At 63.3% G+C, this 21,044-nt stretch carries 19 protein-coding genes and 1 tRNA gene; 11 read left to right on the top strand and 9 right to left on the bottom strand.

Annotation, left to right across the window (positions count from 1 at the left end; genetic code table 11):
* Positions 1-137 precede the first annotated feature (137 nt).
* Positions 138-422, bottom strand: a complete 285-nt coding sequence (locus tag BSY240_RS07830; RefSeq protein WP_069041933.1) for a ribbon-helix-helix domain-containing protein — start codon at positions 420-422, stop codon at positions 138-140.
* A gap of 202 nt (positions 423-624) precedes the next feature.
* Here BSY240_RS07830 and BSY240_RS07825 point away from each other — a divergent pair, with 202 nt between their 5' ends.
* The 3 genes from BSY240_RS07825 (at position 625) to BSY240_RS07815 (ending at position 2,652) form a co-directional block, all read left to right on the top strand.
* Complete coding sequence (locus tag BSY240_RS07825; protein WP_069041932.1) at positions 625-1,248, top strand: FMN-binding negative transcriptional regulator; 624 nt, start codon at positions 625-627, stop codon at positions 1,246-1,248.
* A gap of 172 nt (positions 1,249-1,420) precedes the next feature.
* Complete coding sequence (locus BSY240_RS07820; RefSeq protein ID WP_069041931.1) at positions 1,421-1,717, top strand: cupin domain-containing protein; 297 nt, start codon at positions 1,421-1,423, stop codon at positions 1,715-1,717.
* Positions 1,714-2,652, top strand: coding sequence for an MBL fold metallo-hydrolase (locus tag BSY240_RS07815; RefSeq protein ID WP_069041930.1), 939 nt, complete (start codon positions 1,714-1,716; stop codon positions 2,650-2,652). The genes BSY240_RS07820 and BSY240_RS07815 overlap by 4 nt, the downstream gene beginning before the upstream one ends.
* A 180-nt stretch (positions 2,653-2,832) precedes the next feature.
* Here BSY240_RS07815 and BSY240_RS07810 read toward each other — a convergent pair whose 3' ends face one another.
* A complete protein-coding gene (locus tag BSY240_RS07810; RefSeq protein ID WP_069041929.1) occupies positions 2,833-3,768 on the bottom strand; it encodes a DUF1499 domain-containing protein in 936 nt (311 codons plus the stop codon).
* Between the two features lie 86 nt (positions 3,769-3,854).
* Positions 3,855-4,841 carry a hypothetical protein gene (locus BSY240_RS07805; RefSeq protein WP_069041928.1) on the bottom strand — a complete coding sequence of 329 codons (987 nt, stop codon included), beginning with the start codon at positions 4,839-4,841 and terminating at the stop codon, positions 3,855-3,857.
* Positions 4,842-4,952: 111 nt separating this feature from the next.
* Here BSY240_RS07805 and BSY240_RS07800 point away from each other — a divergent pair, with 111 nt between their 5' ends.
* The gene (locus BSY240_RS07800; RefSeq protein ID WP_069041927.1) at positions 4,953-5,279 is read left to right on the top strand and encodes a hypothetical protein; all 327 of its coding nucleotides are present in this window, start codon (positions 4,953-4,955) and stop codon (positions 5,277-5,279) included.
* 78 nt (positions 5,280-5,357) lie between these two features.
* Here BSY240_RS07800 and BSY240_RS07795 read toward each other — a convergent pair whose 3' ends face one another.
* Entirely contained in the window at positions 5,358-5,918 is a 561-nt protein-coding gene (locus BSY240_RS07795; protein ID WP_069041926.1) for a type 1 glutamine amidotransferase domain-containing protein, read from the bottom strand.
* Positions 5,919-6,089: 171 nt separating this feature from the next.
* On the opposite strand from BSY240_RS07795, the gene BSY240_RS07790 reads away from it, so the two are divergent.
* From BSY240_RS07790 to BSY240_RS07785, 3 genes are all read left to right on the top strand, one after another.
* A tRNA-Gln gene (locus BSY240_RS07790) sits at positions 6,090-6,164 on the top strand.
* Between the two features lie 152 nt (positions 6,165-6,316).
* On the top strand, positions 6,317-6,463 hold the full coding sequence (locus BSY240_RS24120; protein ID WP_156322953.1) for a hypothetical protein: 147 nt from the start codon (positions 6,317-6,319) through the stop codon (positions 6,461-6,463).
* Positions 6,457-8,157 (top strand): ABC transporter ATP-binding protein, encoded by a 1,701-nt coding sequence (locus BSY240_RS07785; RefSeq protein WP_069041925.1) that lies wholly within the window; start codon positions 6,457-6,459, stop codon positions 8,155-8,157. The genes BSY240_RS24120 and BSY240_RS07785 overlap by 7 nt, the downstream gene beginning before the upstream one ends.
* Positions 8,158-8,227: 70 nt before the next feature.
* Here BSY240_RS07785 and BSY240_RS07780 read toward each other — a convergent pair whose 3' ends face one another.
* The gene (locus tag BSY240_RS07780) at positions 8,228-9,202 is read right to left on the bottom strand and encodes a GlxA family transcriptional regulator (RefSeq protein WP_054150942.1); all 975 of its coding nucleotides are present in this window, start codon (positions 9,200-9,202) and stop codon (positions 8,228-8,230) included.
* A gap of 564 nt (positions 9,203-9,766) precedes the next feature.
* Here BSY240_RS07780 and bcsA point away from each other — a divergent pair.
* The 4 genes from bcsA to BSY240_RS07760 are packed head-to-tail and all read left to right on the top strand — an operon-like array spanning position 9,767 to position 17,278.
* A complete protein-coding gene (gene bcsA / locus BSY240_RS07775) occupies positions 9,767-11,998 on the top strand; it encodes a UDP-forming cellulose synthase catalytic subunit (RefSeq protein ID WP_236759334.1) in 2,232 nt (743 codons plus the stop codon).
* Complete coding sequence (locus tag BSY240_RS07770; protein ID WP_069041922.1) at positions 11,995-14,313, top strand: cellulose biosynthesis cyclic di-GMP-binding regulatory protein BcsB; 2,319 nt, start codon at positions 11,995-11,997, stop codon at positions 14,311-14,313. Before bcsA ends, BSY240_RS07770 begins: the two co-directional genes overlap by 4 nt.
* Positions 14,310-15,401, top strand: coding sequence for a glycosyl hydrolase family 8 (locus BSY240_RS07765; RefSeq protein WP_069041921.1), 1,092 nt, complete (start codon positions 14,310-14,312; stop codon positions 15,399-15,401). Before BSY240_RS07770 ends, BSY240_RS07765 begins: the two co-directional genes overlap by 4 nt.
* Positions 15,380-17,278 (top strand): hypothetical protein, encoded by a 1,899-nt coding sequence (locus tag BSY240_RS07760; protein WP_069041920.1) that lies wholly within the window; start codon positions 15,380-15,382, stop codon positions 17,276-17,278. The genes BSY240_RS07765 and BSY240_RS07760 overlap by 22 nt, the downstream gene beginning before the upstream one ends.
* A 122-nt stretch (positions 17,279-17,400) precedes the next feature.
* Here the strand turns inward: BSY240_RS07760 and BSY240_RS07755 are convergent, their stop codons facing one another.
* The 4 genes from BSY240_RS07755 to BSY240_RS07740 are packed head-to-tail and all read right to left on the bottom strand — an operon-like array spanning position 17,401 to position 20,990.
* Positions 17,401-18,168 (bottom strand): iron ABC transporter ATP-binding protein, encoded by a 768-nt coding sequence (locus BSY240_RS07755; RefSeq protein ID WP_069041919.1) that lies wholly within the window; start codon positions 18,166-18,168, stop codon positions 17,401-17,403.
* Positions 18,165-19,109, bottom strand: coding sequence for an iron chelate uptake ABC transporter family permease subunit (locus tag BSY240_RS07750; protein ID WP_069041918.1), 945 nt, complete (start codon positions 19,107-19,109; stop codon positions 18,165-18,167). Before BSY240_RS07750 ends, BSY240_RS07755 begins: the two co-directional genes overlap by 4 nt.
* Entirely contained in the window at positions 19,102-20,079 is a 978-nt protein-coding gene (locus tag BSY240_RS07745) for an ABC transporter permease (RefSeq protein WP_069041917.1), read from the bottom strand. Before BSY240_RS07745 ends, BSY240_RS07750 begins: the two co-directional genes overlap by 8 nt.
* Positions 20,079-20,990: a siderophore ABC transporter substrate-binding protein gene (locus BSY240_RS07740; protein ID WP_069041916.1), complete on the bottom strand. Its 912-nt coding sequence runs from the start codon at positions 20,988-20,990 to the stop codon at positions 20,079-20,081. Before BSY240_RS07740 ends, BSY240_RS07745 begins: the two co-directional genes overlap by 1 nt.
* Positions 20,991-21,044: the final 54 nt, after the last annotated feature.

The following is a 21,044-nucleotide window of genomic DNA, read 5'->3' as shown; positions in this document are numbered from 1 at the left end:
GGAGCGAGTCGCGACAAGAAATGCCTGCAATCGATCGACATAGGCAAGAGCCACTGTCTGGACCGCACGCTCCGCGATGTATCGCGCCAGTGCGTCGATATCCTGTCTCGCCTCGCGTGTCAGGCGAAGCCGATATTTCATTCTGCAGCCGAAGCCTTGCCGGACTTCAGCCCCTCGCGGATACCATCAAACGCTGCATCCAGATCCAGCAAGCTCTCAGGCTCGGCCATCGCCCTGTCATAGGTCGGCGCTACCTCGTCGCGAAGCCAGTCCTCCAGCGCGTCTTCGTTTGACGCGAGCAGTCTCAGCCCTTCCGAAACAACCTGGCTTTCATTGGCATAGTCCCCAGACGCCACCTTAGAGCGGATCAGGTCGAGAAGATCTTCGGGCAATGTTACGGTCACGGTCTGGTGTCTGGACATAACGATCCTTCCTGACGGTGCTGGCATGATAACGCCGTCCGCCCTCTGCCGCTACGCCGACACCTGCGGGCCGACATAAGACATCCCCGGGCCAATTTCACCGCCTGTCACGGCTCAAATGGTCCATGCTTTTTGCCGGAAACTGGTCCTTCGTTTGATGCCAGTTGGATGCGATAATCCGAAGACGTCACCGGAGATCCAAATGTACACGCCTCCAGCATTCGTTGTTTCCGAAAGGTCCGAACTCTATGAGATGATGCGCCAGTGTCATCTGGCGAACTTCATCACCGCGACAGAGACAGGGCCGATGGCAACGCCCCTGCCGCTGTTGCTTGATGAAACCGAGGGCGAAATGGGGGTGCTCTACGGCCATCTCGCAAGACCCAATCCGCAATGGCAGGCGGATGTCCTCGGACACGGCCTGGCCGTGTTCATGGGCCCCGATGCCTATGTCACGCCATCCTGGTACGCGACGAAAGCCGAGCATGGAAAAGTGGTGCCAACCTGGAACTACGCAGCCGTGCACGCCTCGGGTCCGGTCGAGTTCTTTGATGATGCCGAGCGCCTGCTCGAGGTCGTCAACCGCCTGACCAATCACCACGAATCCTCCCGCAAGCAGCCCTGGACCGTCGCGGACGCTCCGGAGAGCTTCGTCAGCGGACAGTTGCGCGGCATCATCGGCATGCGCATGCCGATCGTCGCTCTCGAGGGCAAACGCAAGATGAGCCAGAATCGGCCCGAGGCGGATCGGGACGGCGTCAGGCGCGGCCTTAAGGAACGGGGGGAGCGACACGACATCACGGTTGCCGCCATGGTTCCGACCTGAACACTGAACTGGCGCGCGCCAAGGATCCCGATGTTTGCGATCAATCTGCGGATCGCAAATGGCCTTAGAGCCCGCGCCCGTTCCTGCAGCGCGATTGCCCCCGGGACGGCCAGAGGCTAACGTCCGGACATCACGGGCACCGCCCGTGCCCGCCACCCACCCGGAGATACCCATGCCCGGCTATTCCGCCCGTCCGCCAGCCATCCCGACCGTTGTTCTCGATGATGCCGTCACCCGCATCACCCGCTGGGATTTCGAACCAGGCGCCGCAACGGGGCATCACACCCATGGCCTCGGTTATGTCGTCGTGCCGCTCACCGATTGCCATTTCCTGATCGAGGATGCCGAAGGCGAGCGCCGCGTCACGAGCAAGGCCGGCGAGGCCTATCGCCGGGATGCCGGCGTCGAACACAATGTCGTCAATGGCGGCGACCAGCCGATGAGCTTCATCGAGATCGAGTATAAATGAGCAAGACGGAAGATCCGGCTGGCGATCAGCCGGTGCCGCAATTCGTTACCGCCTTCGAGCCGCAGCATGGCGTGGCGGTGCCCGTGGCAGACGGCGTCGAGCGTCTCACAGCGCCCAATCCGAGCCCTTTCACATTCCACGGCACAAACACCTATATCGTCGGTCAGAAATCCGTCTGCGTCATCGATCCCGGTCCCGACAATGAAGCCCATTTCGAGGCGCTGATGGCAGTGCTTGAGGGCCGTGAGGTCACCCATATCGCCGTCAGCCACACCCATCGCGACCATTCCCCGCTCGCCCGTCGGCTAAAGGAAGCGACCGATGCGATCATCGTCGCCGAAGGCCCGCATCGCCCGTCGCGTCCGCTCTTTGAAGGCGAGGTGAACCCCTTCGCCGAAAGCTCCGACACCGATTTTGTCCCCGACCTTGCCCTTGCCGACGGCGAGACCGTCGAAGGTGATGGCTGGAAGCTCACCGCCGTGCATACCCCCGGCCACACCGCCAACCACGCAGCCTTTGCGCTTGAGAACACCGGCATCCTCTTTTCCGCCGATCACGTCATGGCCTGGGCCACCTCGATCGTCGCACCCCCGGATGGCGCCATGGCCGACTATATGGCCTCGCTCGACCGGCTGCTCACGCGTGACGACCGCCTGTATCTGCCCGGCCATGGCGGTCCGGTCAGCGAGCCCCGCGCTTTTGTCCGGGCGCTGCGCACCCATCGTCTGATGCGCGAGCGCGCCGTGCTGGAGCGCATTCGACAAGGCGATCGCCGGATATCGGACATGGTCAAGGTCATCTACGCCACCACCGATGCCCGCCTGCATGGGGCAGCTGCCCTTTCAGTGCTCGCCCATCTCGAGGACCTCGTGGAGAAGGGCCTGATCGCTACGGACGGTCCGGCGAAGCTGTCGGGAGAGTATCGGCCGGCTTGAGAGGTCATGAGCCTTCGGCTTGCCCCCTCTGTCCGCTGCGCCGACATCTCCCCCACAGGTGGGGAGAGTGGAGGGTGCGGCAGCGCCGGCGTTTTCCGCTCTCCCCCCGTGTGGGGGAGATGGCCGCCCTTCGACAAGCTCAGGAGGCCAGAAGGGGTGCCAAGCGGCACAAGGCCAGCCTCAGTTCCCGGCAATCCCCAGAAGCTCCGCATCCAGCGCATGCAGGAAGCCCTCGGCAATCTCATCGCTGATCCCCAGATCATGCGGCCCGTAGCGTGAGGCGACGCGGATGTCGACGAGCGTCATCTCCGCTTCTTCGCGAAGCCGCACGACGGCATTGAAGGGCAGCCCAAGCACCAGCGTGCGGGTGGCAAACTGCAGCCGGGCAGTCCCCTCCGGTTCGCCGTCATCCAGCGGCACGAGCAGGCTCGGCTCGGGGCGCGCGGTGGGCAGCGGCCCACTTTCCGGCAGTGCGTCCTGGGACGCGAGTGCTGCGCCCTGGGCTTCCGCCTCGACCGGGACTTCCGTCGTCGGCCGCAGTTCCAGCGCCGGCAGGCCATATTCCTCGCCCCGGCTTGCCGTCACCACCAGCCGGTTTTCGCCCGCCACCTTGCGCACCGCCTCATAGACGCGGTCGATTGCCCCTTCATAGCGCCGGCCGTTCAAACCCGGATAGGCGGCAAGCTGCGCCTCGCCGGCATTGTCAGGCAGGGCAGGGCGGGGCAAGAGATTTTGCGGCGCATCCGGCAGGGACACGAAGGCCGGCCGATCGGCGAGATCGGTCGAAACCTCGGTCAGTTTCGGCTTGGTGACATAGAGGTAGTAGCCATAGCCGGGCAGGGCGAGCGGCACGGCCGCATAGATCAGCGCCCAGGCGGAAGCCACGCCCCCGAGCGCACCGATCTGCCAGAGCCGGGCAAGGCCGAGAAGCGCAAGCGGAACGGCAAGCGCCGCCGGCACGGCAGCTGCCAGCACCAAAAGCACGAAATCCGGCGTCGAGAGCGGCCCGAAGCGATGCGCCAGCACGACGATCAGCAGCAAGCCGAGCGAAAACAGCGCCAGCCGTCGCGCGAGAAAGGCGGAACGGGACACCGGACGGTCATAGCGGATATGCATCAGGATCTACCGGAATCAGAGGCGACACTGACCGCTTGTAACGGCTGACGTGGAAGGCGTCGACTGGCAATGCGGTCTGCTTCGCCTCACGGCTCACCGTTGCGCCGGCCGCCGAGAAGCGGATTGTCGCCGAACTCCGGTGGCGGAATGGCGTTGTCGTCGACTGGACTGTCGAAGCTCTCTGGCGCCTCCGTAAGCCCGTCCTCGACCGCCGGATCGAGCGGCGCAAGCGACGGGTCATCGAGGAGCTCGGGCAGCGGCGGGGCATCGGGTGAAAACGGCACGTAGAGCGAAACGGTAACGATGACCGCGATTACCATCAGCCAGGAACCGATGATCCGTGCCGGGATGGTGAGCCAGGCGCCGCGGAACGGGCGCAGCATCAAGCCGGGGATGACGAGGATCCACAGCGCGCCGAGCACGGCGGCGAAAGCGAACTCCTTGATGCCGATGCCGAAGTCGTCGAGCCCGATGAACAGCGCGAAGGAGAAGCCGACGACAGCGGCCGCAAGCGGGGCTGCAATCCGGCGCACCCGCGCCGGCAGCCACAGGACCACGCCGGACAGCATCACGGCAATGGGTGCGATCAGGAAGAGCTCGTGCCCGAGCGGGCTCTGCAGGATGGCGCTGAAGATCGGGTCGAAGAAGAGGAGCATCGGCGTGATCACGCCAAGAAAGGCGACGACAATCGAGACGACCTCGCCTCGCCGCTCGGCCATGCCAATGGCGACTGACAGGCCAAGCATGGCCAGAACCAGATCATAGATCGACAGCGTGAAGAGATAGCCGAGCTCGAAGAAGGCGAATTCATGTGGAATGGCAAGCGAACCTGCAACCGTCAGAACACCGGCGAGAAATACCGATAAGGCGATCCGGAAGCCAGGCGTGCGAACTCCAGCGCGGAAGCGTTCGGCAGCAGCGCTCGCCTTGTCCTCGGCGCCGTTGACGGTGGCCGGGTCGCGGATCGCCGCGCCGCTGCCCTCGCCATGAGCCACGCTGCGGACGGCCCCTGAAGGCCCGCTCTTCGCGACAACCCGCCCCGTTTTCCTGTGTGGCTGCTTCTGCTTCTTCATGTCCAGGGTCCGAGCTTGCGCGGCAAGCCGCAGCCCTCAGCCTATTTCACATGAGGCTTGATTTGTCACCGCTTGCCGCTGCACTCTCTCGTGAGAGGGAGGGTCCGGGCCATGGCCATCGTCATGCTGACGGCCATCACGCGCGTCGAGCGCAAGGCCGCAACGAGTTTCGTCTTTGACACCGTCAACCGCCTCGGCGGCTGGATCGACGACACGCGCATGTATTCGAACCTGATGAACACGATCCGGATGACGCTTCCGGCCGGCGCATTTGGCACGCTGGTCGACGTATTGGAAGAGGGCGGCATTTCCGTTGGGCCACCAGAGGGGCTGGGTGATTTCAGCGATCCCGCTATTGAGCGTATGGCAACGCTGCAGCTCACCTTCATCCACGACGAGCCGGACCTGAAGCGCGAAGTGCCCTCGGTTCCGGGCTGAAGATGCCGTGAGCACAGGCATAACACAAAAAACCCGGCGGTTGCCCGCCGGGTCTCTCGTGTTGTCTGGCAGACGCGATCAGGCGGCGCGGCGCTGATGCCGGCCTTCCTCGATCTCCTCGACGATCTTCGCCACGAAGGCATCGAGATCGCCGGGATTGCGCGAGGTGATGATCGCCTGATCCGTAACCACGGCCTCATCGCGCCAGTCGGCACCGGCATTGATCATGTCGGTCTTGATCGAGGGGAAGGAGGTCGCCTTGCGGCCCTTGACGGCACCGGCCTCGATCAGAAGCCATGGGCCGTGACAGATGGCGGCAACGGCCTTGCCGGAATTGACGAAAGTCTTCACCACGTCGACGGCCTTCTGCTCCTTGCGCAGGAGGTCGGGATTGATCTGGCCGCCCGGAATGACCAGAGCATCGAAATCATCGATTTTCACCTCGTCGAGGGTGAGATCGACATCGACAGTGTCGCCCCAGTTGTTCTCGTCCCAGCTCTTGATCGGCGCCTTTTCCAGCGAGGCGATCTTGACCTTGGCACCCTTGGCGGAGAGCTGTTCCAGCGGCACGCGCAGCTCGGAGCGCTCATAGCCATGGGTGGCGAGGATAAGGATGCGGGCGGATGTGATGGAGGGCATGGGATGTCCTTTTCGTTGGTTTTTGTCGTGGGGGATGAAAAGGAAACGACGTGGCCGCAGCATCGTTCCGGGAAAAACGCACGTTCCTCCTTCCGAAGGTGTTGCCGCCCGGCTTTCGCTTTGCTAATCAGGCCGCGATTTGCAGCGCTGCTTTTTCGCCTGCAACTCTGTTGGGGCGTCGCCAAGCGGTAAGGCACCGGTTTTTGGTACCGGCATTCCCAGGTTCGAATCCTGGCGCCCCAGCCATATCCACAGGCGGTCTTTTAAAAGTGATATACGTACTGCGGTTGCGGCTCGCGCGTCCGTCATGCCACGCAGCCTGTCCATACTTGTCGTGACCCTTCATTCTGCGCGGGATCATGCACAAGCCGTCTAAACTTGACTGAAACGGAAAGGTTGTGCTCAACGGCACATCCGGCGCGCTGAAGCCGCTGGAAGCCTTGTCGCGCGTCCCGGGTCTTGCCATGGATGAGGTGACACGTCCCGGCCGCTTGCCAGTGCCCTTTGCGGGTGCCATGGACCATTGCAGGATCATCGCATGCTGAAACAGTTTTTCGCCTATTACCGCCCGTGGAAAGGTCTGTTCTGGCTGGATTTTTCCTGTGCCGTTGTTTCTGGCCTGCTGGAGCTTGCCTTCCCGCTCGCCGTCACCGCTTTCATCGACAGGCTGCTGCCGACCGGCAACTGGACGCTGACGCTGATTGCCGCCGCCGGCCTGCTCGCGATCTATGTCGTCAATGCAGCCCTGATGGCAATCGTCATCTATTGGGGTCACAAGCTCGGCATCAATATCGAGACGGCGATGCGCGCCAGGGCCTTCGAGCATCTGACGACGCTCTCCTGGCGCTGGTATGATACGGCCCGCACCGGCAAGCTGGTCGCCCGCGTCACGCGTGACCTAGAAGAAGTGGGAGAGGTCGCCCATCACGGGCCAGAAGATCTCTTCATCGCCATCATGACCTTTGTCGGCGCCTTCATCCTGATGCTCAACATGCATGTCGAACTCGCGCTGGTCACGGCCCTCATCGTGCCGGGCACGGTTGCTATCGTCTCGATCTATGGCAGCCGCATGACCCGCACCTGGCAGGAGATCTATGGCCGCATTGGCGCCTTCAATGTGCGCCTGGAAGAAACGATCGGTGGCATTCGCGTCGTCCAGGCCTATGCGAATGAAGATCATGAGCGGAAACTCTTTGCCAAAGACAATGCCAGCTACCGCAAGACCAAGCTCGACGCCTACAAGGTGATGGCCGCCTCGTCCTCCCTGCACTACATGGGCATGCGCTTCGTCCAGGTGGTGATCATGGTGATCGGCTCGGCCTATGTGCTCTCGGGCGCCATGACGACCGGCAGCTTTGTCGGTTTCCTGCTTCTGGTCGGCGTCTTCTTCCGCCCGCTCGACAAGATCAGCGCCGTCATCGAAACCTATCCGCGCGGCATCGCCGGCTTCCGTCGTTACCTTGATCTGCTCGCAACCGAACCGGAGATCACCGACAGCCCGAACGCCCGCCCGGTCTCGACGCTCAGCGGCGAAATCGCCTTCTCCAACCTCACCTTTGCCTTCACGCCCGGCCGCCCCGTGTTGCACGACATTTCGCTGCATGTGAGGCCGGGGGAAACGATCGCCTTCGTCGGCGAGTCCGGTGCCGGCAAATCGACGCTTCTGTCGCTTTTGCCGCGCTTCTACGAGCCGACCTCGGGCACCATCACCATCGACGGTCTGGCTCTGCCGGACATGACCGTCGAGAGCCTGCGTCGCCAGATCGGCCTCGTCTCGCAGGATGTCTTCCTGTTTGGTGGAACGCTGCGGGAAAACATCGTCTATGGTCGCATCGGTGCAAGCGACGACGAGGTGCTGGAGGCCTGCCGCCGGGCCCAGCTCTCGACCATGCTGGAAAACCTTCCCGAGGGCCTCGACACCATCGTCGGCGAGCGCGGCATCATGCTGTCCGGCGGCCAGAAACAGCGTGTGGCGATTGCCCGCGCCTTCCTCAAGGATCCGCCGATCCTGCTGCTCGACGAAGCGACGTCAGCGCTGGACAGCACGACGGAGCGCGAGATCCAGTCTGCGCTGGAGGAGCTGTCCAAGGGCCGCACGACGCTTGTCGTCGCCCATAGGCTTGGCACCATCCGCAATGCCGATCGCATCGTCGTCATGCAGCAGGGCCGCATCGTCGAAGTCGGCAACCATGCCGAACTGATGAAGCGGCAGGGCGCCTACGCAAAGCTTGCGGCCTGATGGACAAAGGGCAGGCGCCCGGCACATCAGTTCCGATAGGCTGCGGCGCGCGTGGCAGTCGATCAGGCGTTCAAATGCGGGCTGATAATGCTACGCCCAGGGGCGCCGCTCGCTCGTCGTCGATCGCCGGTTCCGCCTCGATCTTGCGAAATTCCGAAGGCGGACGTCCATAGCGGCTGACGAACAGCTGGCGCATGTTTGTCTGGCTGCCAAGGCCGGCGAGGCGCGCGACATCCTTGATCTTGCGCTCCCCTGACCGGAGCATTTCACGGGCATAGGCCAAGCGGACGGACAGCACGAAATCACCCACCGTCTGGCCGGTCCTTTGCTTGAAGGCGCGTGACAGGGTGCGCTCACTCATCGCGACCATGCTGGCAAGTCGGCTGACGGTGAGGTCGGCCGAGGGGTTTGCGATTACCCATTCCTGGATACGCTCGACCGGGCTGCGTCGATCGCCATGCACCAGATGTGTGCCGCCATTGGCGAAGCGAGGACGCATGTCCGGAAACCGGTCGGCAAAACGCTGGCTGACATCCATCGCCGCCTCATGGCCAAGGTCTTCCTCGATGAGGGCCAAAGCGAGCGACAGCCCGACGGCCGGCCCGCGTGCACTCCAGATCTTGCCGCTCTTGTGCAGATCGTAATTGGCGTCGACGATCGTCTGGTCGCAGAGCGTCGCGAGACGTTCCTCGACCGCGCTGTCCGCCGCCACGGTCTGTCCGCGCGTCATCCCGGCGGCAGCAGCCAAAAGGACGCCGTTTCCGAGTGCCACAATCCGGCGGATCGACTTGCCGCGCCGGGCGAGAAATACGCTGCATTCGAGATCCTGATCCTGCAGGTCGCTCACCGAGGAGTTCGGCAGGATCAGCGTATCAATGTCCAGGGGCGCGCTGGTGATGTCATGGGCGGCCTGGACCCTGATCCAGGGCTCCTCGGCCTGAAGGCTGTCCTGCCCATAGGCGCAGGTCGTGAGCAGATAGGATGCTTCGCCATTCGGGTCGCGTGCTGACCGAAGTGCCTCGACGAAGGACGCCAGATCTAACATTCCGCAATTGCTGCGCAGCACAATCATCACTGTCCGCATCGCTGTCCGGTCCTTAGGGCGCCAATGGTCGTAATGTGCTCATCTTGATGAAAAATGCGAATTTATGAACAAATTTTGACCTAGGAATGTCTAAAAACTAGTCAGTATGATTATTTGCGAATTATGGTATCAGTATAAACCAAATTGTATTGATGTGTTGTTGCATTGGATTTCGTTGATGACTTCGAGTCCGGTTATAACAAATAATATATGACAATTTGAATGGCGCTGCAGACCTTTTTTGGTTATTAATTGCATGGTGTCGGCGTGTGAATTCTATGTTGCACCGCAACTATTCGGACATTTTGCGACAAGATTCCGACAACTGCGCAAGTCAGTGACACACTGCACTTCCCATTCTCCGCGAACGGCTCCTAACGTTAAGTCAAGATTAACCTTTCGGGTCTTGCCGCTTCCCCATCTTGCTTGACGTGTCTCAATTCGAGGACGCATTCGAGAGCGCGGCGAAGCGGGCAGGGCCATCCCGGGTCAATCGACGATTGAACTCATGAGGAGTCCGAGCCCGTGCGAGATTTGCTTCGCTATGCAACCTGGTTGGCCATCGTCGTGGCGATGTTCGTTTTGATCGCCCAGCCCGTCGGCCATGCCGCGCGCTTCAGCCTTTCCATCATCGTGATCGCCCTTCTCGGCGCCATCATGCTGCTGAAGCTCGATGGCTTCTGGCGCCACATCTTCCTGGCGCTGGCGAGCGTCGTGATCCTGCAATATGCCTATTGGCGCACGACGAGCACCCTGCCGCCGCTGGAGGATCTCTATTCCTTCATTCCCGGTGTCATTCTCTACGCCGCCGAGATGTACTGCATCTTGATGCTCGGCATCAGCCTCTTCGTCGTCGCCGATCCGATTGATCGCCCGCGGGCGCCGCAGCTGGCCGACGACGAGAGCCCGACCGTCGACGTCTTCATCCCCACCTACAATGAAGATCGCGAGATCCTGGCGCTCACCGTGGCGGCAGCCAGGGCGATGGACTATCCCTCGGACAAGTTCACCGTCTATCTCCTCGACGACGGCGGCACCGATCAGAAGCGCAATGCCGACGATCCGGTCGCCGCAGCCCAGGCGAAGGAGCGCGCGGCAATCCTCAAGGATCTCTGCAGCGACCTCGGCGCCGTCTACATGACCCGTCAGGAGAACGTGCATGCCAAGGCCGGCAATCTGAATGCCGCGCTTTGGCGCACCCATGCCGATCTCGTGGTCGTCTTCGATGCCGACCATGCTCCGGAACGCAACTTTCTGCGCGAGACCGTCGGCTACTTCCTGGAGGACGAGCGCCTGTTCCTCGTCCAGACGCCGCACTTCTTCTCCAACCCGGATCCGATCGAGCGCAATCTCGGTACCTTCGGCCGCATGCCGTCCGAGAACGAGATGTTCTACGGCAAGATCCAGAAGGGCCTCGACCGCTGGAATGCCTCCTTCTTCTGCGGATCGGCCGCTGTCCTGCGCCGTGAGGCTCTGGAAGAGGTCGGTGGCTTTTCGGGCATCACCATCACCGAGGATTGCGAGACCGCCCTCGAGCTCCACGCCCGCGGCTGGAACAGCCTCTATATCGACAAGCCGCTGATTTCGGGCCTGCAGCCGGAAACCTTCGCCAGCTTCGTCGGCCAGCGTTCCCGCTGGTGCCAGGGCATGGTGCAGATCCTGATGCTCAAGAACCCGCTCTTCAAGCGTGGCCTCTCCCTGCCGCAGCGCCTGAGCTATATCTCGAGCTCGCTCTTCTGGTTCTTCCCCTTCGTACGCGCCGTCTTCTTCGTCGCGCCGCTGCTCTTCATCCTCTTCGACATGAAGATCTTCGTCGCGTCCTTCGAAGACTTCTTCGCCTATACGGTCATGTACCTGATCGTCGGGGAAATGGTCCGCAGCTATCTCTATGGCAGCGTTCGCTGGCCCTGGATTTCCGAACTCTACGAATATGTCCAGTCGGTCTATCTGTTCCAGGCGATCATCAGCGTGCTCCTGAAGCCGAAGAGCCCGACATTCAAGGTGACAGCCAAGGGCGTCTCCCTGAAGCAGGACCGGCTTTCGGAACTTTCGCTGCCCTACTTCATCATCTTCGGTATCCTGTGCTTCACGCTGTTTGTCGCGGCCTATCGCTACAACACCGAGCCCGAGATCTCGAGCCTGCTCCTGATCGTCGGTGCCTGGAACTGGATGAACCTGATGATCGCCGGCTGTGCGCTGGGCGTCGTCACCGAACGCAGCCAGGACCTCGCCGGCGTCGAGCTGCCGCTGCGCACCAATGTCGAGTTGCAGTTCGGCGAGACCGTCCTGCGCGGGGCAATCACCGAGGCTTCCGCCAAGGGTGCCAAGCTCATCCCGGCACAGGGCGCCTCCCGCATGTTGCGCAAGGGCGAATACGGCCGCCTCCAGCTGCTCAACGTCTCCTCCACCATGCTCGTCACCTCGCTGCCCGTCAGCATTGCCGGCGGAGCACCCGACGAAGACGGCGCGATTGCACTGCGCTTCGATGCTGAGCCCTATCACTTCCCGATCATCGCGGAACTGCTGATGCACGACATGTCGGTGGTCCGGGAACAGCGTGCCCTGCGCCAGCGCCCAAAGAGCATGATCGCCGGCAGCATTCGCATCCTGCGCTGGGCGATCATGTGCCCGCTCGCCGCGATCGGCGTCGCGCTCGGTGGCAAGCCGGCCGACAAGGCCGAGCCGCAGAGACTGAAACCTCTTGCCGGTGCGGCCCTGGCCGCTGCCCCGGTCCGTCACCAGGAGGCCGGAGAATGATCAGGCAACACCTCTCTTCGCTGGCGACCGTCGGTCTGCTCTTCGCAGCCTCGCCGTCCGCTGCATCCACCTCCGCCGGCTTCGTTCTGGCACCGCAGGTCAAGGTTGAGACCGAAGCCAAGGAATATTTCCAGGACGAGGGCCAGATCCGCCGTCTGATTGCAGACAAGCAGGACCTGTTCTTCACCGGCGAGACCGCCAATCGCGAATATCCTTTCGTCGTGCTGCCCTCGGAAATGACGGGATCGGCCAAGCTGATCCTGACTTTGCAGACGGCCATTTCGGTCGCGCCGGAACGCTCTGCGATGCGCATCTTCGTCAACGACCGGGACATCGGGTCGGTCAACCTGAAGTCCGGTGACGCCCATCAGGTCGAGCTCGAGCTGCCGAAGGGGCTTCTTCAGCCCGGCTACAATGCCGTGACGGTCCTCATGGACCAGTCGCATCGCGTCGATTGCTCGGTCGAGGCGACCTATGAATTGTGGACCCAGATCGATCCTGCCCGCAGCGGCTTCGTCTTCACCCGCAACGCCAAGGACGATCCGAGCGATGTCTCGACGCTTCTCGCCTATAGCCGCGACGTCAACGGTCATGCCGCCATCAACGGCCTGATCCCCCGCGGTGCCGCCGGCGAAGACATTGACCGTACCTTTGCCGTTGTGCAGGCGCTCTCGATCCTTGGCCATTTCGATCGTCCGGTGGTCACCGTCGGCAACAGTGCCGGCTCCGGTCCCGGCATCGACCTGGTGGTCGGCACCTTCGGTACGGTGCGCGACCTGATCGGTGTTGTACCGCAGCAGTCCGGCGTCGAGTTCGACATCGATCCGGCCACGGGCCGGAGCCGCATGGTGGTGGCGGCCCGTACCGCCGATGAACTCGCCAGCACGATCCGGGACTTTACCCTGCGTGCCCAGACGGAAGTGACCGACGGCTCGCCCCAGGGGCGTCGCGCGCTTGGCAATCGTCGGGGACGCCTGCTCGAATCCGGCAGCGCAAACACCCTGGCCGAACTCGGCTTCGTGTCTCGTCCCTTTGCCGGCCGCCATTTCCAGCAGGCGATCGCCTTCAGCCTTCCGGCGGACTTCTACCCGGGTGACTATGGTGCCGCGAACCTGAAACTGAATGCCGAATACGCCGCCGGTCTTTCGCCGACGGCCCAGATGGTCATCCGCGCAAACGGTGACACCGTCGCCAATATCCGCCTCGGCGAGGCGCGCTCAGGCCGCATCGACGGCCAGGTCCTGCCGATCCCGCTCGACAAGCTGAGACCCGGTTACAATGTCATCGAGTTCGAGGCGGAGCTGCATGCGGCCTCCGACATGGTCTGCGACCCCTCGACCCTCGGCAACACTACCGCGCGCTTCTTCATCAAGGGTGACAGCACCCTCAATATCCCGGCTTTCGCCCAGATCGGCCACGCCCCGGATCTCGCGGTGGTCTCCGCAGGCAAGGCGGACTTTGACGACGATGCGGCCATGCCGCTCTACGTCGAAAACATGGACAACGCTGTCCTTGGTGCAGCCGGCACCTTCCTCGCCAAGATGGCCTATGTGTCGCGCGAGGTCAGCCCCGTTTCGGTCACCTCCGGCTGGCCGCTGGACCGCCAGGGGTCTCTGCTGGCCTTCGGAACCTTCTCCGGTTTTTCCGGCCAATTGCAGTCGGATCTCGGAATCAACCTCAATCCGATCGCGAGCGATCTGAGCCTTTCGCTCGATCAGACTTCTGCGGATCCGAGCGGCGCGCCGGTCGAAGTGGCCGCCCCCGCACTCTCCGTTGACGGCAGTCCGGTGACGGTGGACGAACCGGGGCCGACGTCTCTCGTTGCCCGCCTGCGGGAGGGAACCAACAATCTTTACGATGGGATCAGCACCCGCATCCGCATCCAGGCCGCTCAGCTCGGACTTGTCGAAGACAGCAATGTCCTCTCAGCCGACGCCGTCTACCAGGTCAGCGGTGAAGCAGACATGCTGCTCGCCCAGCGTCTCGTCAACGACAGGGATGCCTGGACTGTGGTCGCCGTTCGAGACCCGGCTCTGCTTTCAGACGGCTTGAGAAGCCTCGTTGAGGCAGATGTCTGGGGTCGTCTCGGCGGGTCTGTCAACGCCCTCAAGGGTGACGGGACCTTCGTCGAGCGCAAGGTGGCGGCCCACGAGCGTCTTTATGAGACGAAGCCGCTCAGCCTGCAGAACGGCCGTCTGATCGTGGCCGGCTGGTTCTCCAACAATGCTCGGGAGTTCACCATCGCGCAGATCCTCGCCGCAATCCTTCTCGGCGCGTCGACCTTCGTCGTTCTGCGGCAGGGACGGAAATCGTGAAGACACGCACGCGTCTCCTGTCGCTTCTGCTGTTGGGTTGCTCCCTGTTTACGGGTGCTGCGACTGCGGTGCGCTCGCAGCCGGAGGAAAATGTTGCCGCCGATCTCGCCGCCGGCGCCTGGCTGGTCTACCGCCACAACTTCCTCACCGAAGAGGGGCGGGTGGTCGACAACCGGGCCGGTGGCATCAGTCACAGCGAGAGCCAGGGCTATGGCATGCTGATGGCCGAGGCGGCTGACGATCGCGACAGCTTCGATCGCATCTGGCAGTGGACGAAGGCAAACCTCTTCGTCCGCGAGGACGGTCTCGCCGCCTGGCGCTGGGATCCGACGCAGATGCCGCCGATTACGGATCGCAACAACGCGACCGATGGCGATCTGCTCATCGCATGGGCGCTGATGCGGGCCGGGAAGCGTTGGGGGGATGCCGACCTGCAGCGCGAGGCCCGGCGGATTTCAGACGCCATCATCGCCCGGACCGCGATCGACACGGCGCATGGCCTCGTCATGCTACCCGGTGTTCAGGGTTTCGGAGAAAACGATCAGGCGGACGGTCCGGTGGTCAACATGGCCTACTGGATATTTCCGGCGATCGTCGATCTCGGACGTTTGTCGAACCGTTTCCCCTCCGCAGCCCTCATGGACAGCGGTGTGCGTCTGCTGCGCGAGGCCCGCTTCGGTCCGGCAAGATTGCCGGCGGACTGGGTGTCTCTCTCGGGTGAGACGCCACGTCCGGCAAGCGGCTACCCCTCGCAGTTCGGCTATGATGCAATCCGCGTCCCGCTTTATCTGGCCTGGTATTCGCGCGACTACCCGGACATTCTCGAGGTTTTTGCCGCCCACTGGAAGCAGTTCGGTCAAGCCTCGATGTCCGTGGTCGAACTTTCAACCGCCACGCGTCTCGCCCCAATGCCCGGCCCCGGCTACCAGGCCGTCGCCGGCCTCGTCGAATGCAGCCTGGGCCGACGTCCCGATGTCGCCCTTCTCTCTGACTTCAGCTCCCAAGACTACTACCCCGCCACGCTCCATGTGCTCAGCCTCATGGCGATCGCTGAAAGGTATCCCACATGTTTGACCGATTTCCCCTGAAGACTGCCCTTCTTCTCGGCGCCTGCATCACCATCCCGATCAGCCAGGCCACGGGAGATGGGTTCAACAACTTCCCGGCCATGGGCGTTGTCGTTCCGGGCGGCGTGGTGCTCTCCAACGTCTCCGTGCCAGCTGGCGTCCAGCCGGCGATGCCGAGCTTCGCGCCGGTCGCGGCGCCGACCCTTCCGCCCGTCGTGCCGCCGACCATCGCAGCGCCGCAGCCGGTGATGCCCGTCGCACCGGCTGCCGCCCAGATCGTTCTGCCCACCCCTATGCCGGAGCCGACAACCCCCATGGCCATGGCGCCGCAGGCTGCCTCACCTGTGATCCGCGATGTCGCGCCGGGTGAAAACCCGTTTGGGCCGAGCCAGGCGACAGCGGCGAAAAGACCGGCTGTTCAGCCGGCGCCCGTCGCCGTCAGCGCCCAGGCGCCCGCAGCGGTATCGCGTCGCGACAGTGTCGAGCTCCAGATCGCCCGCCTCAGCCAGCAGACCGAGGAGCCCGTGGTTGCGACCCGGCCCGAGGTCGATGACACGGCGCTGCGTTACTATGCCCAGACACGCGACCTGAAACGTCTTGGCGCGGAGCTGCGCCGCCTGAAGGCTCTCTATCCCAACTGGGATGCGCCGGAGGATCTGTTTGACGCTCCGAACAACATCTCCGAACAGCCGCTCTGGGATATCTTCGGGAGCGGCGACTATGTGCGCGTCCGCACGGAGATGGCGAGGCTGCAGAGCGAGAACCCCAACTGGAAGCCTAGCCAGGAACTCCTCGACAAGCTGGCCCAGGCCGAAACCCGCAGGCTGATGGAGCGCTCGCACGCCCAGCGCAACTGGGCCCAGGTGGTCAGCCTGGCCGAGGGCTCGCCGCAGCTGATGGTCTGTGCCGAGATGAATACCATGTGGATCACGGCCGAAGCACTTGCCCAGTCCCGGGACTTTGCCCGTGCCTTCGATCTCTACAAATACATCGTCACGACCTGCGAGGATCCGAGCGAGCGGCTGTCGACGGTGCAGAAGGCAAGCCTTCTGCTGCCCGAAGCCGGAACCCGTTCGCTGGTCGCCCTCGGCTCTGTCCTGCCTGACGGCACGGGTGAGTTCGACAATGTCTCCTTCGATCTCGTGCGCCGCAAGATGGGCCAGATTGCTCAGGGCAATGCCGCGACCGGTCTGACGCTCGACGAGTTGCAGCGCTTCAGCGACTATGCCCAGCGCTCGTTCTCGGCCGCCGATGCGGAGCTGTTTGGCTGGTTCTACTATGGCCAGCAGAGCTGGGAGGCCTCCTATCACTGGTTCGTCAGCGCCACGCGCATGACAACCAGCCTGAAGAGCATCGAAGGCGTCATCCTCACGCTGCGCAACATGGAGCATCGCGACGAAGCGCTTCAACTGGCCCGTCAGTATGCAACCCAGACCCCGGAGCTGAAGAAGATCTATATCGAGCTGCTATCGGCCGGCCTCACCGATCAGGATACCCCTCTGGTACCCACAGAGGAGGAGCTGAAGACCTTCGAAGCCTATGTCTTCGAGCAGAAATCGGCACTGGGCGCCCAGGCGCTTGCCTGGCACCGCCTGGACAACAAGGCCACCAAGGACGCAACGCGCCTCTTCCAGCAATCGGTGGAATGGGAGCCGACCGAAGGCGGCGTCGTGGGCCTTGCGGTTCTGGCCTCGCGCGCAAAGAACTGGGGACGGGTCGCATCGATCAAGAAGCAGTATGGCGAGAAGTTCGCAGCCCTCGACAACGTCAAGGTCTATCGCCCGAGGGTTGTCGCAAAGCGGCCGCCGGCCAAGCCGAAGGAAACACCCGACCTGCTGACCTGGCTGCTGCAGAAGAACAAGAAGGACGAGAAGAAGGGCAGGGTCGAAACGCAGTGACGGGGTAAGCCTGACCAAGGGCGCCGGATGATCCCCCCGATGATCCGTCGGGGAAAGTCTCTTCCGGCGGCCGATCTGCTGCCGTCCACAAAAGCGCGCTTCGGACCAATGACTGCTTACGCCTAACTCATCCGGGCATATTGCAGCGCAAGCCGCATGCCGCCCGTTTCGACCACCGGCACCGAAAACCCGTAGATCGCCTCCAGCACCTCGGTTCGCATAATCGCACCGGGCGGACCGTCGGCGGCGATCCGGCCGTCCTTCATGGCGATGATCCGGTCGGCGCTCGCAGAGGCATGGTTGATGTCGTGCAGCACGATGACGATGGTGCGGCCGGTCTCATCGGCAAGCCGGCGCAGTTCCAGCATCAGCTGGCGGGCGTGATACATGTCCAGATTGTTCAGGGGCTCGTCGAGCAGGATATAGTCGGTCCCTTGCGCATAGGTCATCGCCACCATCACCCGCTGCCTTTGGCCGCCGGAGAGCCGGTCGAGCGAGCGGTTGGCAAGGCCTTCGAGCTCGAAGCGGCCAAGTGCCTCCTCGACCATCGCCTTGTCCTCCGCCGTCATCCGCCCGCCGCTATGCGGAAAGCGGCCGAAGCCGACCATTTCGCGCACGCTGACGCGTGGCGGCGAGCCGGACTCCTGCCGGAGGATCGCGAGCTTCTTGGCCAGCACCTTGCCGGGTGTCGAGCCGACCGGCAGCCCGTCGATGGTGACGGATCCCTGCTGCAGCGGTAACAGCCGGGCGGCAAGCGAGAGCAGCGTCGATTTGCCAGCCCCGTTTGGGCCGACCAGGGCGGTAAGGCCACCCTTGGGCAGAACGAGGTCAATGCCCTCAAGCACGCGCTGTCCCTCGCGAGTAAGGCTGACGGATGTGATTTCGATCATCGGGTGCGCCTCGCAAACAGAAGCAGGATGAAGACAAGGCCGCCGAGGAAATCGACGACAACAGAGAGAGTGCCGGCCTGGCCAAGCCCGTGCTGCAACAGCGTCTGTCCGCCGACCAGCACGATGACGCCGAGCAACATGGCAACCACGAAGACGGAGGCATGCCGGCGCGAGGATGTGAGCCGTTCGGCAAGTGCTGCGATCAGCAGGCCGAAAAAGGTGACGGGGCCGACAAGCGCGGTGGAAACGGCGACCAGCAGTGACACGGTGATGAGCTGCAGCAGCACCAGCCGGTTCCAGTCGACGCCAAGGCCGATGGCCGTGTCGCGACCCAGCGCTGCGATATCGAGCAGATGGCGGCGCGAGAAGAGGAAGCCGCCGGCGAGGATCGTGACGAGCGCTGCGATGGCGAGCAGATCGGTGTTCGGCGCGGAGAAGTTGGCATACATCGCCCGCTGCGCCACGGCGAATTCCTGCGGATCGATCAGCCGCGCCAGGAGATTGGTCAGGCTGCGGAAGAGGCCGCCGATGACGACGCCAGCGAGCAGCATCAGCGTCAGGTCCATCCGGCTTTTGAGCGCCGGCCAGAGGATGACCATGGCCAGCAGCATCAGGGCGGATGCTTCCATGCCGAATTTCAGTTGCGGCGAGAGCGAGACATAACCCAGCCCGCCCAGCGCAAAGACAAGGGCCACTTGGCCGAACTGGTAGAGCGCGTCGAGCCCCATGATCGAGGGTGTGAGAATGCGGTTGCCGGTGATCGTCTGGAAGGTGACGGTCGAGAGCGCGATGGCAACCGCGACTGTCACAAGTGCTGCAAGCCGGATGCCGCGCAGCTCCAGCGCAAAAGCGATGTTGCCGCGCAGGTTGACCGTCATGAAGGCGATGACGGCCAAGAGCGCCAGACAGAGGAGGAGGCCGATCACGATCCGGTCACGCATCGCGACGCTCCCGAAGGATGAACCAGAGGAAGACAGCAGGTCCGATCACGCCCATCACGGTGCCGACGGGGATCTCGTAAGGAAAGCGCATGACGCGCCCGGCGATGTCGGAGGCAAGAACGAGGATCGCCCCGCCGAGTGCCACAAGCGGCAGCGTGCCGCGCAGATTGTCGCCCGAGATACGCGAGACGAGATTGGGCACGACGAGGCCGACAAAGGGGATGAGCCCGACGACGACGACCGAGAGCGCCGACATGACCGAGACCAGCACCAGCCCGATCTGCGTCATGCGGCGATAATCGATGCCGAGGCTGGTCGCCTGGTCCTCGCCAAGCGCCATGATCGTCAGCCGGTCGGCAATCAGCATCGCCGCCGCGACGATGACCACGGCGACGAAGAGAAGCTCGTAGCGACCCTTCAGCACGCCGGAGAATTCGCCATTGGTCCAGATGTCGAGATATTGCAGGAGATCAGTCTGCCAGGCGACATAGGTGACGGCCGCCCCCACCACGCCGCCATAGACGAGGCCAAAGAGCGGCACGAGATGCGGCTGTTCCGGTGGCAGGCGATGGGCTGTGGCGAGGAACAGCGCCGTGCCGGCAAGCGCACAGCCGCTGGCGACCAGTGCCTTCAGGCCCAGACCTGCGGCCGGCAGAAAGAGCGTCACGATCAGGATGCCGAGTGCTGCACTCTGGGCGGTACCCGCCGTCGAGGGCTCGACGAAGCGGTTGCGCGTCAGCGTCTGCATGATCTGGCCGGCAACGGCGAGCCCCGCACCGCAGAGCACGGCGGCGAGCGTGCGCGGCAGCCGGCTGATGGCCATGAGATCGGCAAAGGGCATCGTGCCCTCGGTCCCAGAGAGCGACAGCTCCTGCACGCCGATGGCAAGGCTCATGACGACGAGAAGCGCCAGGCAGAGCCCGGCGCCAATCATCACGCGGCGATGGTGTGTATCAGCGATGGCAGACATCACTGGCTGGCGGAGAAACCGACCTCGATCGTCGCCAGCACCCGCTCGGTGGCCTTCAATCCGCCGGCTGCGATGTAGAAGTCGGCCGACGGCAGATAGATCACCTGGCCGCTCTTCCAGGCCGTGGTCTCGGCGACCAGCGCATTGTCGAGCGTTGCCTTGGCATTCTGGTCATTGGCGCCGATGGCGGCGGCCCGGTCGAGCACCAGCAGCCAGTCGGGATTGGCCTTGGCGATGAATTCGAAGGAGACCGGCTCGCCATGGGTGGCGGCCTCGACATCTTCGACTGCCGGCGGCAGGTCAAGCGCCTTGTGCACCCAGCCGAAGCGGGAATCGATCCCGTAAGCGGTGATCTTCGGCCCGTTGGTCATCAGGATCAGGCCCTTGCCCTTGCCCTGAACGGCGGCCTTGGCGCGGGCAAGTGCGGCGTCGAAATCGGCAACCGCCTTTTCTGCCTCCACCTGCTTGCCGAGGATCGCGCCATAGGTGAAGGCGCGCTCTCGCGCCTGGTCGACCACATTGACGCCGTCCATGGTCATGTCGAGCGAGGGCGCGACTTTCACCGTCTCCTTTTCCTTGCCGGAGGAGCGCCCGCCGACGATGATCAGGTCAGGGGCAAGCGCGCTCAAGGCTTCGAGATCGGGCTCGAAGATATCGCCCACCACCTCGGCCTTGCCCTTCAGATCAGACAGTTCCGGCAGATACAGGTTTTCCGGAATGCCTGATGGCATCACGCCGATCGCCAGCAGCGTATCGAGCGCGGCGATATCGAAGACGGCAACCTTCGACGGCGTGCCCTCGACGGTGACCTTGCCGGCATAGGTCTCGACATCGAGCGCCAGCGCCGGCAGGGCGGCAAGGGTGAGGCCGGCGGCGATCAGTGCGCGGCGGGTAAAGGAGCGGGTGGTCATTCTGGTCTCTCCGAAACGTAAGCGGGTGGTCGTCGTTTAGCCCCGCGCCTTCAG

Source organism: Agrobacterium sp. RAC06, from assembly GCF_001713475.1.
Taxonomy (GTDB): Bacteria; Pseudomonadota; Alphaproteobacteria; order Rhizobiales; family Rhizobiaceae; genus Allorhizobium.
The sequence above is the reverse complement of the archived record's forward strand: the minus strand, read 5'-3'. Positions and strand labels throughout refer to the sequence as shown.